Origin of the sequence: Natronincola peptidivorans, from assembly GCF_900111615.1 — a bacterium.
In the GTDB taxonomy this organism is placed as follows: domain Bacteria; phylum Bacillota; class Clostridia; order Peptostreptococcales; family Natronincolaceae; genus Natronincola_A; species Natronincola_A peptidivorans.
Window position 1 is genome coordinate 37527 of record NZ_FOHU01000018.1, and the last position, 14712, is coordinate 52238.

The following is a 14712-nucleotide window of genomic DNA, read 5'->3' on the forward strand; positions in this document are numbered from 1 at the left end:
TATAATTACTCAGCATCAGCCCTTTATCTAGTTAGACAAAACTAGTATCCTCTGTCCAAATCAACTAGATTGATCATTTCTCCAGTATTTGTCATATAAACTTTTAAATTATGCTTAATAATTTCTACAGCTTTCTCAGCATATTTCGTAGAGTCTCCACAAATGTGCGGGGACATCATGACATTATCAAGCCGCCACAGTGGGCTATCCTGTGGTAGCGGTTCCATCAAGTATACATCACTTACCATCCCGCGAATTCTTCTATTTTGTAAAGCTTCAACTAAATCTTCTTCCTTAACTGTTATCCCTCTGCCAATATGAATGAAACACGCTGTTTCCTTCATTAGATTAAAATAATCCTTATTGATCATCTGTTTTGTTTCCGGGGTAGAAGGCAATAAATTGATAACATAATCACTTTCCTTAAATACTTTTGCTATCTCATTGGCTCCATATACCTTTTCTACAAAATCCTTTGGTGAGGCAGAAGAGTCTGCACCTATAACTCGCATTCCCAATAGAGAAGCTTTTCTAGCGATTTCACAACCAATTTGCCCTAATCCTAAAATCCCAACAGTGGCACCATAAATTTCACCTTGGGGAATAGTACGATCCCACACACCCTTTATTTGATTTCTGAACATAAGATGCCAATTACGGGCAAGATTAATCATAGCAGCTATAGCATACTCAGACATATGTCCCTTATGCATACCCTTTACATTGTTTAGAATAATACCTCTTGCTTTCATTTTCTGCAATGGCATGGTATCTACACCTGCGCTAAAGCTATGAACCCACTTTAGATTGGGTGCCAATTCCAGCATTTCATCATCTAGCTTAAAAGTAAATAATATTTCAGTATCCTTTAATTGAGGTAACACTTCATCTCTATCGTTGGAAATAAAAACATCATAATCCCCATAGTTTTCTTCTAAGTGTTTTTTAAAGGCTTCTGGCACATCATACAGAGGTACCATAAATATCGTAATTTTTTTCACTAATAATCCTCCTCTGTTTCAAACATTCAGGATTTTCACTAAATCGTTTTAGTGCGTTGATAAAAAAATATAACTTTAATTCTAAGGATTTTTCTTTGTAGTGATTCTGCTAATTACCAAAAATCAATCATCCCATAAAACCAAGTTATATTTTATTATCTTTCATCCAAATTCCTTCAGCTTTGATCCTGACTGAACTCATCTAAAATATTTGTGGATTAATTAATCTCGGTACAAAAAAAGCTACTTCTGGGAAAAATGCAATTAAAAACAGTACTGCTAATACAACCAGTATATATGGTAAAACAGCACCAAAGGATTTTTCAAGAGATAAATCTCCAATGGTAGAAGCGATTAATAAGCATAGTCCATAGGGAGGTGTAACAAGTCCTACCGCTAGAGTGATAACCACTACCATTCCTAATACAACAGAGCTAATACCAAAATTCAACGCTACTGGAAGTACAACCGGTACAAATAGAATCATAGCTGGTATAGCATCCATAAAGGTTCCTACAAATAAGAAGAAGGCAATAATGATCGACATAAATAGCCATCTAGAGCTGATATAGGTTGTAAAGAAAGCCTCTGCATGCATTGATACTCTATAATAGCCTAGTAATTCTCCTAAGGCACTGGCTGCTGCTAAAGCAAAAAGAGATAACGAGCTTAGCTTTAAGGTTTCCACCAATATTTCAGGGATATCCTTTAGCTTAAGGGTCTTATATACAAACATACTGATGACAAATGCATATAATGAAGCAAAGGCTGCAGCCTCTGTAGGTGTGTACCACCCTGTAATAATTCCTCCAATAATAATAACTGGCGTTAATAAAGCGGGTACTGTTTCAATGAATAGCTTCCCAAACTTTTTTAAGTCAGCTTTTTGGTACTGAGGATAGTCGTGTTTCACTGCTCGGATATAAATCACCGTCATCATGCCTAATCCAATCAATACCCCCGGAACGATTCCTGCTAGAAACAAAGAAGCAACCGGGGCATTCGTTAGTCCTGCGTACACGATCATAGGAATACTTGGAGGAATGATAACGCCTATGGTTGAAGAAGCTGCCGTTACACCTACAGCTGTTTCTTTATCATAGCCTGTATCAATCATATTAGGGATCAGAACCTTTCCTACCCCTGCTGTATCCGCTTGAGCAGATCCAGATACGCCAGCAAAAATCATAGATACTAGTATATTAGAATGAGCTAATCCACCTCTGATATGTCCTACCATAGAAATACAAAAATTAATAAGCTTCTGGGATATTTGTCCCCTGTTCATTAGATTTGCCGCTAAAATAAATAGAGGTACTGCTAATAGTACAAAAGAGTTAAGACCATTAAACATCTTCATCGGAACTGTGATCTCCGGTATATATGGTATCGATGCGATACCTAGTAAGGCCACTATTGATATCGTAAAGGCTATAGGTACTCCGATAAATATTAATAAAATAAATAAACCAACTAGAATTCCTGCACTCATCGTCCTACACTCCCTCCTCCTCTATTATTTCTTCTATTAAATCCTCTACTGTAGTTTCCTCAGTAATCGGTTTTATTCCTCTCAATTGTTGAATGTTTTCGATAATATGCTCTATGATATAAATAGACATAGTGATCCCCATAATAGGCAAAATCATCCAAGTATATCCCATCTTTATATTGGGAAATGTTACCCATCTATAGTTCCAAAAAGTCCTTACTACTAAAATTCCATAATAAGAAATAAATAAATTAAAAGCTAATAAAAGTCCATTTATAAACATCTCTAAAATAACCTTCGGCTTCCCTTTTAGTTTCTGAGACATCAGATTAAATCTAAAGTGACTTTTACTTCGAACCATAATAGATGCCCCCATGAATACTGCCCATATAAAGGAGAAGTTCGCTACTTCCTCCGTCCAAATCACTGGTATTCCTAAATACCTTGAAAAAACTTGAATTAGTATTGCAATAAAAAATACTGATAAGCACAATACTCCTAGCACCAATTGTACTTTTTCAATATATTTTCCCATTTATATCACCATCCTCCTATCAAAAGATAGATAATATAAGGACACACAAGGTGTCCTTATATTAATAACCTATAATCTTATCCTTACATTAATGCTCTAATTTTTTCTAATAGCTCTACTACACCCATCTCTACTGCTGCTTGGTCTTGTAATGGGACAGCTAACTCAATAAATGGTGTTCTGTCAATTTCATTTACTTCTCCACCATCATCGATTAGTATTTGTTTATGCTCATCTTCTTGTGCATATAACGCTGCTCTTTCAGCCTCAACAGATGCTCTTGCTGCTTGTAGAATAATATCTTGTTGCTCAGCTGTTAAAGAATCGAACTTATTACCATTCACTAGCATAAATCTAGTTGTGTAGTCATGTCCTGTTTCTGTTGTATATTTACCATTTACTGTTTTATGATGATTTTGTTGTACATAGAATGGATAAGCATTTTCAGCAGAATCTACTGTTCTTTGTTGTAATGCTTGGTATAATTCACCCCAAGCTACTGAAGTAGGAATTGCACCTGCTCTTGTCCAGTAATCAGCAACAACACCAGATGTTTGTGTTCTGATTGTCATGCCTCTTAAGTCATCCATTGAATGGATTGGTTCTTTTCCATAGTAATGTCTAACGCCTGCAGTCCAGTAACCAACAATTTTAAATTGGTTGTTAGATTGTTCATTTATAAGCTGAGCAATCTCTTCACCGATTTCTCCATCCACTACTGCTTCCCAATGGTCATAGCTGTCAAATAGGAATGGTAGAGCAAATATATCTACCTCTTTAATACCAGTTTGTGTCATAAAGCCTGGTGATACGATTACTACATCAGCAGCTCCTAATTGAAGCTTCTCAACTAATTCGTTTTCATTTGTTCCAAGCGTACCTGCATGAACCTCAACTTCTATAGCTCCATCTGATAAGCTTTCAGCTACTTCTTTAAACTCTAATAAACCAATTTGGTATGGGTTATCAGGTGATGTTTGGTTGTGGGCTGCGATAATCTTTAATGATTCAGCAGCTGGTGCTTCATCTCCTCCATTACTTGGTGCAGGCTCATTAGAACTGCATCCTGTAAGTGCAACAGATAGTACTAATACTAGTACCAATGCCAAAGTAATAAACTTCTTCATGTCTTTTCCCCCTTGTTTTGAATGTTTTTTTAGGTTATTTATATCATTTTTGATTGTCCATTTGGATAACCAAAGATTGATATCCTTACTCAAGCTTTTAATGCACTAAGCATTTGAAGCTGTTTCCTGCTCTTTACTATGATCTAATCCACAGGATTCACGAATAATCAGTTTGCATGGGATTACTTTTTTTACATAATTCCCTATATTTTTACTTTCAATTCGATTTACCAGCAATGTGGCTGCTGCAGTCCCCATTTCATAGTTTGGCTGTGCAACTACTGTTAATGGAGGTTCTAACAAAGATGCCATGGGCAGATCATCAAAAGCCACCATAGCTAGGTCCTCTGGAATTTTTATCTTGTTTTGTTTAAGATAATTTAATACTTCTATTGTCACCAAATCATTAATGGTAAAAATCGCTGTAGGTTTGTTTTTACCATTACATAAACTGTCTAATTGTAATAGTGCTGTATGCTTGGAGACAAACTTGATAAAAGCATCTTCCACAGGAATATCATGTTTTTTTAGGGCATCATAATACCCTTGGATCCTCAGTTTCCTCATGCTTAACAACTGACCTTCTGGAATAACCAAACCAATTTTTCTATGTCCTTGATGTATCAAATGCTCAACTACCTCAAAGGCTCCTTGATAGTTATCAGAAAGCACTGTGTCCGCCTCAAAATCCTTAAAATGACGGTCAAATAATACAATTGGAAAGCCTCGTTCTATCTCTTTCATGATTAGATCATTGTTTTTGCCTGTAGAGGCTATAATTATTCCATCAGCCTGTTTCATCTGCAGCATTTTTATATAGCTTTGTTCCTTAAATGGATCATTATCAGCATTGCATAGGATTACATTGTAACCATGCTGTTGACAATAGTCCTCCACTCCTCTGCTAAAATATGTAGAAAAGGGATGAAGAATATTGGCTACAATGACACCAATTGTATGGGTTTTTTTGATTTTCAAGCTTCTAGCCACTTCATTGGGCTGATATCCTAATTCCTCAATAATTTTTTCTATTTTCTCCCTTGTGTCTTTCCCCATAAACTCATATCGTTTGTTTATAAATTGAGAAACAGTGCTTTTGGATACTCCAGCCTTTTCAGCAACATCCTTAAGCTTTATTTTTGACATACCTTCACCTGCTTTCATGGAATAAAACCTTCCATTCAGCTAACATAAAAAGCCCACTAAATCGATTTAGCTTTTGAAAAAAAATAATAAAACTGGTTTCAAAACTTTTAGTAAACCGTTTTAGTAGTGATTTCCTAATACATATGTTATAGGAAAACCTTTTCTAAGTCAATACTTTTCATAAAGAAAATTTACTTAGACTGATAACTAATTTTATCAGTTTTTACATTGATTACATTCAAAGAGTCTATTCCCTTAGGAGTAGACTCTAAAATATCTAATATAAACTCTCTGGCCTTTGAATAAAATGTATAATATTCCCCTCAATATCTTTGAAAAATACAGTTTTTATTCCTTTTGCATTTTCTTTTATAGCTTCTATGATTTCTACATTATGCTCCAATAGATTTTCATACTCTTTTTCTATATCATCTGTTCCAAAGGATAGATGTCTGATTCCTTGATATTTATTGCTTAATGCTTCAGTTTCATTGTCTGCCGCATAAATCTCCAACATACTGTTGTCTTCCATCAATAGAAAATATGTAGGTTTTTCCTTTTTATTATCATAAACAATCTTAAAGTTAAATAGCTTTATATACCAATCCTTTAAGGCTATGGTGTCTTTGGCGCAAATTCCTATATGCTCTAGGGTTAACATGAAAAATACTTCCCTTCTATCCTCAATTTTTTCACATCTCCCCCTATACTACAACAGCTTATTTGACATAGTCTAAATAAGCTGTTGTGGTCTTTTATATAAAAAAGGGGAGAGTGGTACACGTATGTTAGGGTTATTTGTTATAAACATATTAATTTTATCTATCTATATATATTTCAATGCCCATAAATTTTTTTACCTGATCAAAGGTTGGAAATCCTTCCATATCTCCTTTTACCAGGGTGGCCATTGCTCCCACAGCATTGGCCAGCTGAGCAGATTGTCTTAAATTGAAATTTCTAAGGATTCCTGATAAGAAGCCAGCAGCAAAACCATCTCCTGCTCCTACTGTATCTTCAGGCTTCTCTACAATATATCCAGCTACTAAATCTTCTCGTTCTCTGCTGGCTATATAACATCCTTCTTTTCCTAGCTTTACGGCTACTATTTTACAGCCCATATCCAAGAAACCTCTGCCTATTTCTCTATGATCATCAGTTCCTAGCAGCAGCTTTCCTTCATCTTTTCCAGGAAAAAGGATATCTGCCATCTTAATGACTTCCATAATAACTGGGCGGGCTTCTTCGATACCCCAGAGCTTGAGCCGTATATTGGGGTCAAAGGAAATTAATACATCATTGGACTTAGCTGTTTCTATAGCTTTAAATACAGCATTTCTTGCGGTATCAGACAATGCCAACGTAATACCTGTTATGTGCAAAATTTTGGCAGATTTGATGTACTCTAAATCTAAATCCTCAACACTTATTGAACTTGCAGCTGAATGTTTTCTATAATAATATACGTTGGGGTTGACATGTACAAACCTTTCCTTAAAAAGAAGTCCTGTATTTTTCTCTGGATCAGTAATGATCTTAGAAACATCTACTCCTTCTCCTCGAATAACAGCCTGAATATATCGTCCAAATTCATCCTCACCTAGCTTAGAAAACCATCCTACCTCATGTCCCAGCCTTGCTAAAGCAATGGCTACATTAGATTCAGCACCTGCGATAGATTTGCTAAAATGGTGGACATATCTTAATGGTCCGTTGGCATCCGGATTAAATAATACCATGGATTCTCCAAAGGTTACTACTTCCATTTTATCTTTGAACTCTTCCTGAACCGTCGCCCTTCATCAATGTTTCTACTTCTTCCTTTGAAACAAGGTTGGCGTCTCCTGGAATGGTATGCTTTAATGCTGATGCAGCAACAGCAAATTCTAATGCATCCTGTAATGGCATCTCTGTAATTAATCCATAGATTAATCCACTGGCAAAGGAGTCTCCTCCTCCAACTCTATCTACGATTCTTACATCATATTTTTTTGATAGGTAGGATTTTTTACCATCATATAGTAAAGCTGACCATCCATTATCAGATGCTGAGTAACTTTCTCTTAAGGTAGATGCTACATATTTAAAACCAAATCTATCAATTAATTGTTTCGCTACTTCTTCATAGGAAGCATGATCAATTTCACCCTTTGTTATGTCTGTATGGGCTGCTTTGATACCAAATACTGTTTCAGCATCCTCTTCATTGCCAATACACACATCTACGTATGGCATTAGTTTTGACATCACTTCATTGGCTTTTTCTGATGTCCATAGTTTTTTTCTAAAGTTTAGGTCAACGGAAACAGTTACACCCATATCCTTTGCTGCCTTGCAGGCTTCCAAGGTAATGGCGGCTGCCTTATCTCCTAATGCTGGAGTAATCCCTGTAAAGTGGAACCAATCTACATCATCAAAAATTTCCTTCCAGTTAAAATCTGATAGCTCTGCTTCCGCAATGGCAGCATTGGCTCTATCATAGATTACCTTTGAAGCTCTTTGAGAGGCACCACTTTCTAAGAAATATATCCCTAATCTGTCTCCACCTCTAGCAATATAGCTGGTATCTACCCCATATTTTCTCAATGCATTCACAGCACATTGTCCTATCTCATGCTTAGGTACCTTTGTTACAAATCTAGCATCCAATCCAAAGTTTGATAAGGATACACATACATTGGCTTCTCCACCACCATAGCATACATCAAAACTATCGGCTTGAACAAACCTTTGATGTCCTGGAGTAGATAATCTCAGCATAATTTCTCCTAATGTTACTACTTTCTTCATCACAATCCCTCCTATTTTCCTCTAGCTATTTTAATCTTTTCTACGAATTGCTTAGCAGTTTCTGTAATTAGTTGAAAATCTCCAGTTTTTGCTCCACCAGTTAACTCTCCACCAACTCCTACTGCTACACATCCATTTTTAATCCATTCTGCTACATTGTCTAAACTTACTCCACCAGTAGGCATTAACACAGCTTGAGGCAGCGGTCCTTTGATGGCTTTGATAATACTTGGTCCGTATACACTACCAGGGAAAACTTTGATAATATCTGCCCCTGCTTCCATTGCTTTTACCATCTCTGTTATAGTCATGCATCCAGGCATATAGGGTATCTGGTATCGATTGCATAGCTTCGCTGTTTCTAAATCGAAGGATGGACTAACAACGTATTCTGCTCCAGCTAGGATAGCAATTCTAGCTGTTTCACTGTCTAGTACTGTTCCTGCGCCTACAATCAGTTCCTCCTTAGTGAACTTTTCCTTTAAAGCAGTTATCACCTTGTCTGCTCCAGGTACAGTGAAAGTAACCTCAATAGCTGGAACGCCTCCTTCAATACAGGCTTTCGCAATATTTGTTGCTATTTCTGCATTTTCCGCTCTTACTACGGCAACTATTCCTACCTCTGCAATCTTCTTTAAGGTTTCTATTTTGGGAATCACTTTTTTGCCTCCTAATCCTATAAATTTGTTTCACATCGTAAACTTTGGTTTCATTATACGAAATTTCTTTTTTTCTTTCAAAGCATAAAATACATTGTTATGCTTGATTACCACCTATTTACTATATATACTTAGCTATTACTTTGTTTTTCATACAAATTTGTAATAAATGAAAATAATTCCTTTTTTCTATTTGTCTTTAATATATAAAAAGACTTGGTTACATTATTCTCTGTAACCAAGTCCATTAGAAATTTTCTTGCTATAATCTACAATATATTCTTTGAAGGTCAATATGCTTTCTTTGGTTACTCTAATAGTAGGTCCTGATATGCTTATTGCTCCACATACTTCTCCTTTATGATCAAAAATCGGTGCTCCAATACATCGTATTCCCAGTTCATTTTCTTCTTCATCTAAGGCATAGCCTTGTTGTCTGATTTCTTCTAGTGTATTTTTCATAGTATCTAAATCAGTAATAGTGTATTCTGTCAGTCTTTTTATATCACTAGCTTCCCATATCTTTTCTACTTCTTTTTCTGATAAATGCGCCATAATTGCTTTTCCTACAGAAGTACAATACATAGGACTTCTGGTACCGATTCGGGAATGCATGCGAATTTTGTTTTCTGATTCTACCTTGTCAATGTATATTATTTCTGAGCCTTCTCTTACAACTAGATGTACTACTTCATTTGCCGCCTCCATCAATTGCTTCAGATATGGTTTTGCTATAGAAAGTATATCCATTTTCTCTATTTGTTTGTTCCCAAGCTCAAATAACTTTAATGTTAGTCTATACTTATTGGTATCTGCATTTTGTTCTACGTATCCTTTTTTAATTAGTGTAAGTAGTAGTCTATGAACAGTACTTTTGTGTAAATCAATTTTATCGCTGATTTCTTTTATACCTGTTCCTTCTTCATAATCTGACAATGTCTCTAAAATTGATAGCGCTCTATCTACTGACTGCACTACATCTTTCATTATCTACACTTCCTTTTCCTTTAAACAATTAAGTCTACGATAAAAATAATATTAACACATTATTGTGTTTTATGGAAGACAAAAAAAGCATCTTCGATGCTTTCGCTAGGAAACCCTAGGTTTCCTTCGACGGCTGCTCTGCAGCCTGAGCACCTTCCTGAATGCGGGCAGGGGATTTCATCCCCTACAACCCCTCTTTTTATCTAATAGGAAAGAAGAACTTTCCTATTAGACAAAAAGAGAAAGCCCTTTAAAATGCTTTCTCATTCTTCACTTAGATTTTCTATTAAATCCGTCAAACCTTTAAAGGCTTTTTCTTCATCGGAGCCTTCCACCTTTAAAAGAATTTCTTCTCCTTGTCTTGCTAGCATACTCATTATATTCATAATGCTTTTACAGTTATATTCATTTCCATCCTTTATAATAAAGCTTTCTGCTTTATATTTTGTTGCTTCTTTTACTAATAGACTAGCAGGTCTTGCGTTTAGTCCTGTTTCATTTTTAATTTTAATTCTTTTTTCCAGCATATTTACCCCTTCCCTTTCAGTTTATTAAATAAATTTAACCCATTTCATTTCTAGGACAGATAAATCGTCTTTTAATGCTTCTTGTTTTTTTGCCATTTGGCTTATTTTGTAGGTTAAATAATGATTGTGATGGTTGCCCTTTATTTCTTTCTGTAGGTATTCTATGAATCCTTCATACTCAATAGCACTATTTTTCTCATCTTTTAGCTCAAACACTCCATCAGTATAGATAATCAAATGATCTCCTGTCTCTAAATATACAGTTTTTTCCTCATATCCTTCCGTAAATTCAAAGCCTACTGGTGTACCATATCCATCTAATTCAGTGATACTTCCATTATTTCTAACTAAGATTGGACTTGGATGTGCTCCCCTAACATATCTAAACACGCCAGTTTTAAGGTTTAGTACCATGTAAAATATGGTGAAATAATGTTGATATTTTGTAAAAGGAAATCTTTTGTTTAAATAATCAATCACTTCAACTGGTGGGATTATTTCATAATAAGGTGGTTTATCGATTTTTCTCTTTAATGGGGACCCTCTATCAACATCAAGGATTAAAAACTCTGACAAAGCCACCGCCAGCATAGAGGATGCAACCCCATGACCCATAACATCTATTACATATAGTCCCATATGATCTTCATCCAGTAAAAATACGTCAAAGATATCTCCGCCCACTTTTCCTGATGGCTGAAAATGCCAAAAAAAAGAACAATTAGGTATATTCCCTAAGGTTTTAGGGATAAGTGCTTCTTGTATTTTTGAAGCCATTGTTAGATTGTGTTCCAACTCATTCTTCTGTTTCCTGATAGTATGAATACTTTCCTCTAATGCCTTGGTTTTCTGATATAGTTTTTCCTGAAGCTTTACAATCCTCATCTGGGTTTCTATCTTCATGATTAACTCCTGCTGCTGAATAGGAGCATCTAGATAATCATTCATTCCTATCTGAATATACTTATCCTTTTGATTTTCTTGATTGTCTATAAATAGCCCAAGAATTGGGATATTATGTGTTCTTTTATCCTTCTTCAAAATACTGCATATTTCCAAACATTCATCCTGTCTACTTGTTATATGTACTAGTATAACATGTGGTGCTGCATTTAATACTTCTGTTATCGTTTCATTCCCTATTATTATCTCAATTACTTGATGTCCATATTTTCTTAAGGATTTCTTTATATCACAGCCTGTATCATTATTTTCATATAAGATTACTATTTTACCATCGGTCATTTCATCCCAACCTCTACTAGGTTTTGTATACAATATAATTATAGTTTAACTTGTATTTTAGAAGTTAGCAATATTATTTTATAGAATATAGGTGAAAATTATCATGTTGGGTCTTAAGAAGGATTAATACTTTTACAATACTTCTGTAATAAATACTGTTAATTCCACCAGCAAATCTCTTCTTTTTTTGCTGTCTATAATCTTGACCACTGGACGAAGGGGAAATCCTCGATTGTTTCTTATAACGATTCCCTCCTCTTCTGTATTTAAAATTACCTTTGTTCCTAGAGGATATACTGCAATATTATGAATAAACTTTCTCACCAAATCATGCTCCACATGGCTGCCTATAATAGACATAAGATATTCGATAGCTTTATGGGGCAGCATGGCCTTTTTATATACTCTTTCCGCTGTAATTGCATCGTATATATCACAAATCATCACCATTTTAGAAAATACATGCAGATCTTTCCATTTCCTTCTTTCTGGATAACCAGTGCCATCAAATTTTTCATGATGCTCCCTTGCTACTCTAGCTATATCCTCCTTATATCCCAGTTGGTTTTTTAGAATATCATATCCATAAAGAGTATGTCTCTTCATGATTTCCATCTCTTCATCTGATAATTTATCAGGTTTCAGAAGTATACTATTTCTTATTTTAGTTTTTCCTATGTCATGTAGCATTCCTGCTATAGCTGCTGCTTCTATGTCTTTTTTATCGAAATTCATACTATTGGCAAACAGGATCATAAATATTGATACATCAACAGAGTGTAGATAAGTATATGCATCCTTTCTTCGAATCCCTTGGATATTCATATATACCTGCTGGTTTTTGTAAATGCTACCCATCAAATCTTGAACAATATCCTCTATCAATAATGCATCTATGGTACCTCTGCTTTTATACCGCTCAAATTCTTCACTTATACTTTGAAATGTCTTCTTATAAACCTTCTTTATTTCTTGTATCTTTTTAATCACCGGTTCATCTAAATGCTCTATTCTATCATCTATCGCTTCAAAAGGGGAAACATTTGTGGTTAAATGTATGATGTTGTTTTTTTGTAGCTTTTCCTTTAATGTCGTAGTTATTTTAGTTCCTTTCGATACTAGTATGGCTCCCTGAGCATTATACAAGTCATAGGCTATTGGCGTTCCATCTTCGATTTCTGATAAGTATACTTTTTGCATTGTATTGTTATCCCCCCTTTGTTTAAATTATTCTTCTTGTGATTCTACATTTTTAAAGTATTGTGTTATTGTGAATCACATGAACATCATCCCAAATAACACTTTCTATTCCTTCAACTCTTTTTAACTCGTTGTATAATGCCAATCGATTGAGTTTTGGCGGTGTTCTAATAAAAAAAGTGATCTGAATATTGTACTCATATTCATCCTCTTCTTGAGAGGGATCGTTTTCCAGAACTATATTTTTAATGTTGATGTGGAATTTTCCATATACTGTCCCAATGTCTCCGATAAATCCTGGTCTTCCTATTCCTTTTATCTTTACTTCTGAGTACCTTCTCAGCTTTACAATACGCTTTTCTAAAATTCTTAAGCTGGCTAAAGAAAATAGCGCTATCATTGTGGTCATCAAGGCACCTAGATAAAAGCCCGCTCCTACTGCTAAACCAATTCCTCCACTGATCCAAAGGCTGGCAGCTGTAGTCAAGCCTTTAATATTGGTTCCTTCCCTCAAAATGGTTCCTGCACCTAGGAAACCTATGCCGCTAACCACTTGGGCCGCTAGTCTAGCTGGTTCTCCTCCTTGACCGTCAGGCCCATAACCTATAAACCCATAAATAGATAAAATCATAATTAAGCAAGACCCTACTGTAACTAATATATGGGTTCTAAAGCCCGCAGGTCTATTGTTTACTTCTCTCTCAAAGCCTATTATTCCTCCTAACGCTGTAGCTATTATTAATCTTAAGAATAAATCCATATTGGATATCATTATAACACCACCTTTATTCTAGTATATGTTTATCTTTTAAACTATTTTACCTGCTATGTATAGAAACTTTTCTATGTAAAAAATGAATACCCTATGGTATTCATTTTAAACCCGTGGTATTCACTTTAAAGTCAATACTTATTTTATTATGTTTAAATCTAAGTTCATTATGTATCGGTGTTCTCCCTCTCCATACTCATGCTTTTTCTGTTCTTCTATCACAAAACCCATTTTGTCTTTATACAGCCTTATAGCTGGTGTATTTTTAATATCTACTGTTAATCCCATTTTATCGAAGCCCTGCTCCTTCAGGTTTAGGCAAATGGCTCTAAGGAAATAATAGCCTAATCCTTTCCCCTGCAATTCTTCTCGAATAGCATAATCAAATAAGTAGCATTTTTTATCATCTTCCCAGTCCCTCATTAAAATAGCCATCCCTACAATCTTGCTGTTTACATCCTCTTTTAGTAAAAAAACATTACCATGTCTGATTTGAGGTACCAAGCCCCATTCGTCCATTCCTGCTTCACCAAAAATTCTTTGGCCAAAATCCACCATTTTTCTTAGGATTTCTAAATTAAAATCTTGAACAACAAATACTTTTAAACCCTTAATATCTAAATCCTTATCTTCTAATGCTTTTTTGGGTAGAGTTTTTACCATATCAAAGTACACTATAAAACACTCCTTTGTTAAATTTTTGTTTACCTATTTTTAGTCCTAATAATATTTACCCAAATTTTAAAAAAATACTCATTTTTACTAAATTTTTTTCGGGATTTTTTTTGAGCTCCTTCTGTCTATAAAAATAATGTTAGATATTCTTTCTAAAAATATGCTGAATGATATAATAATATTGGGTATACATAATGTATACTCATCCTTGCGATAGTGTAAAGTAGGTTATGAAAACTAAGAAACAAAATTTTACAACATGATTTGTGGGGGGAGTACCTTCTTAAAAGAAGAAAACATCAAAAAAATAGATTGATGATACCACAAATAATGCTCTGGAACCCACAGCATTGATGGTGAAACGATGAAGTTTAGCAAAAGTGCAAAGGCACATTTAAGGGGAAGGTTGGTTTTGTTGTGAGAGGATGGTTTGTTGCCCTAAGTAGATCAGTAGCTGCCATTTGCCCGGCATATTATCGGCATTTGTCAGCATATCGACTTCGTTTAAAGGACGCTTCCACTCATGAAGCTTGTGAGGACGAAGAAAGTTATAGTA

Annotated in this window: 15 protein-coding genes; all 15 read right to left on the reverse strand. The window is 35.0% G+C overall.

Going from position 1 to position 14712, the window contains the following annotated elements:
• Nucleotides 1-41: 41 nt before the first annotated feature.
• The 15 genes from BMX10_RS14940 to BMX10_RS15010 all read right to left on the reverse strand — a co-directional run bounded on the left by BMX10_RS14940 (nucleotide 42) and on the right by BMX10_RS15010 (nucleotide 14156).
• Nucleotides 42-1001 (reverse strand): D-2-hydroxyacid dehydrogenase, encoded by a 960-nt coding sequence (locus BMX10_RS14940; protein WP_090446098.1) that lies wholly within the window; start codon nucleotides 999-1001, stop codon nucleotides 42-44.
• A 202-nt stretch (nucleotides 1002-1203) separates the two neighbouring features.
• The gene (locus tag BMX10_RS14945; RefSeq protein WP_090446100.1) at nucleotides 1204-2493 is read right to left on the reverse strand and encodes a TRAP transporter large permease; all 1290 of its coding nucleotides are present in this window, start codon (nucleotides 2491-2493) and stop codon (nucleotides 1204-1206) included.
• A gap of 4 nt (nucleotides 2494-2497) precedes the next feature.
• Nucleotides 2498-3028 (reverse strand): TRAP transporter small permease, encoded by a 531-nt coding sequence (locus BMX10_RS14950; RefSeq protein WP_090446102.1) that lies wholly within the window; start codon nucleotides 3026-3028, stop codon nucleotides 2498-2500.
• A gap of 83 nt (nucleotides 3029-3111) precedes the next feature.
• Nucleotides 3112-4155 (reverse strand): TRAP transporter substrate-binding protein, encoded by a 1044-nt coding sequence (locus BMX10_RS14955; protein ID WP_090446103.1) that lies wholly within the window; start codon nucleotides 4153-4155, stop codon nucleotides 3112-3114.
• Between the two features lie 105 nt (nucleotides 4156-4260).
• Nucleotides 4261-5301 carry a substrate-binding domain-containing protein gene (locus BMX10_RS14960; RefSeq protein WP_208976158.1) on the reverse strand — a complete coding sequence of 347 codons (1041 nt, stop codon included), beginning with the start codon at nucleotides 5299-5301 and terminating at the stop codon, nucleotides 4261-4263.
• Nucleotides 5302-5578: 277 nt separating this feature from the next.
• Nucleotides 5579-5962: a VOC family protein gene (locus BMX10_RS14965; RefSeq protein WP_090446106.1), complete on the reverse strand. Its 384-nt coding sequence runs from the start codon at nucleotides 5960-5962 to the stop codon at nucleotides 5579-5581.
• Nucleotides 5963-6119: 157 nt separating this feature from the next.
• Entirely contained in the window at nucleotides 6120-7067 is a 948-nt protein-coding gene (locus BMX10_RS14970) for a sugar kinase (RefSeq protein WP_090446108.1), read from the reverse strand.
• 1 nt (nucleotide 7068) lies between these two features.
• Nucleotides 7069-8091, reverse strand: a complete 1023-nt coding sequence (locus tag BMX10_RS14975) for a sugar kinase (RefSeq protein WP_330387942.1) — start codon at nucleotides 8089-8091, stop codon at nucleotides 7069-7071.
• 11 nt (nucleotides 8092-8102) lie between these two features.
• Nucleotides 8103-8750: a bifunctional 2-keto-4-hydroxyglutarate aldolase/2-keto-3-deoxy-6-phosphogluconate aldolase gene (locus BMX10_RS14980; protein WP_090446111.1), complete on the reverse strand. Its 648-nt coding sequence runs from the start codon at nucleotides 8748-8750 to the stop codon at nucleotides 8103-8105.
• A gap of 225 nt (nucleotides 8751-8975) precedes the next feature.
• A complete protein-coding gene (locus tag BMX10_RS14985; protein ID WP_090446113.1) occupies nucleotides 8976-9737 on the reverse strand; it encodes an IclR family transcriptional regulator in 762 nt (253 codons plus the stop codon).
• Between the two features lie 263 nt (nucleotides 9738-10000).
• On the reverse strand, nucleotides 10001-10264 hold the full coding sequence (locus tag BMX10_RS14990) for an HPr family phosphocarrier protein (RefSeq protein WP_090446115.1): 264 nt from the start codon (nucleotides 10262-10264) through the stop codon (nucleotides 10001-10003).
• A gap of 24 nt (nucleotides 10265-10288) precedes the next feature.
• On the reverse strand, nucleotides 10289-11509 hold the full coding sequence (locus BMX10_RS14995; RefSeq protein ID WP_090446117.1) for a SpoIIE family protein phosphatase: 1221 nt from the start codon (nucleotides 11507-11509) through the stop codon (nucleotides 10289-10291).
• A gap of 132 nt (nucleotides 11510-11641) precedes the next feature.
• Nucleotides 11642-12709, reverse strand: coding sequence for an HD-GYP domain-containing protein (locus BMX10_RS15000; protein WP_090446119.1), 1068 nt, complete (start codon nucleotides 12707-12709; stop codon nucleotides 11642-11644).
• Nucleotides 12710-12761: 52 nt separating this feature from the next.
• Nucleotides 12762-13481: an MgtC/SapB family protein gene (locus tag BMX10_RS15005; protein WP_090446121.1), complete on the reverse strand. Its 720-nt coding sequence runs from the start codon at nucleotides 13479-13481 to the stop codon at nucleotides 12762-12764.
• Nucleotides 13482-13619: 138 nt separating this feature from the next.
• Nucleotides 13620-14156, reverse strand: coding sequence for a GNAT family N-acetyltransferase (locus BMX10_RS15010; RefSeq protein ID WP_244272734.1), 537 nt, complete (start codon nucleotides 14154-14156; stop codon nucleotides 13620-13622).
• Nucleotides 14157-14712: the final 556 nt, after the last annotated feature.

Bases quoted from the DNA above. Each gene is read 5' to 3' on its own strand.
- BMX10_RS14945 (WP_090446100.1), bottom strand. From the start codon at position 2,493: ATGAGTGCAGGAATTCTAGTTGGTTTATTTATTTTATTAATATTTATC.
- BMX10_RS14950 (WP_090446102.1), bottom strand. From the start codon at position 3,028: ATGGGAAAATATATTGAAAAAGTACAATTGGTGCTAGGAGTATTGTGC.
- BMX10_RS14955 (WP_090446103.1), bottom strand. From the start codon at position 4,155: ATGAAGAAGTTTATTACTTTGGCATTGGTACTAGTATTAGTACTATCT.
- BMX10_RS14960 (WP_208976158.1), bottom strand. From the start codon at position 5,301: ATGTCAAAAATAAAGCTTAAGGATGTTGCTGAAAAGGCTGGAGTATCC.
- BMX10_RS14965 (WP_090446106.1), bottom strand. From the start codon at position 5,962: ATGTTAACCCTAGAGCATATAGGAATTTGCGCCAAAGACACCATAGCC.
- BMX10_RS14970 (WP_090446108.1), bottom strand. From the start codon at position 7,067: ATGGAAGTAGTAACCTTTGGAGAATCCATGGTATTATTTAATCCGGAT.
- BMX10_RS14975 (WP_330387942.1), bottom strand. From the start codon at position 8,091: ATGAAGAAAGTAGTAACATTAGGAGAAATTATGCTGAGATTATCTACT.
- BMX10_RS14985 (WP_090446113.1), bottom strand. From the start codon at position 9,737: ATGAAAGATGTAGTGCAGTCAGTAGATAGAGCGCTATCAATTTTAGAG.
- BMX10_RS14990 (WP_090446115.1), bottom strand. From the start codon at position 10,264: ATGCTGGAAAAAAGAATTAAAATTAAAAATGAAACAGGACTAAACGCA.
- BMX10_RS14995 (WP_090446117.1), bottom strand. From the start codon at position 11,509: ATGACCGATGGTAAAATAGTAATCTTATATGAAAATAATGATACAGGC.
- BMX10_RS15000 (WP_090446119.1), bottom strand. From the start codon at position 12,709: ATGCAAAAAGTATACTTATCAGAAATCGAAGATGGAACGCCAATAGCC.
- BMX10_RS15005 (WP_090446121.1), bottom strand. From the start codon at position 13,481: ATGATATCCAATATGGATTTATTCTTAAGATTAATAATAGCTACAGCG.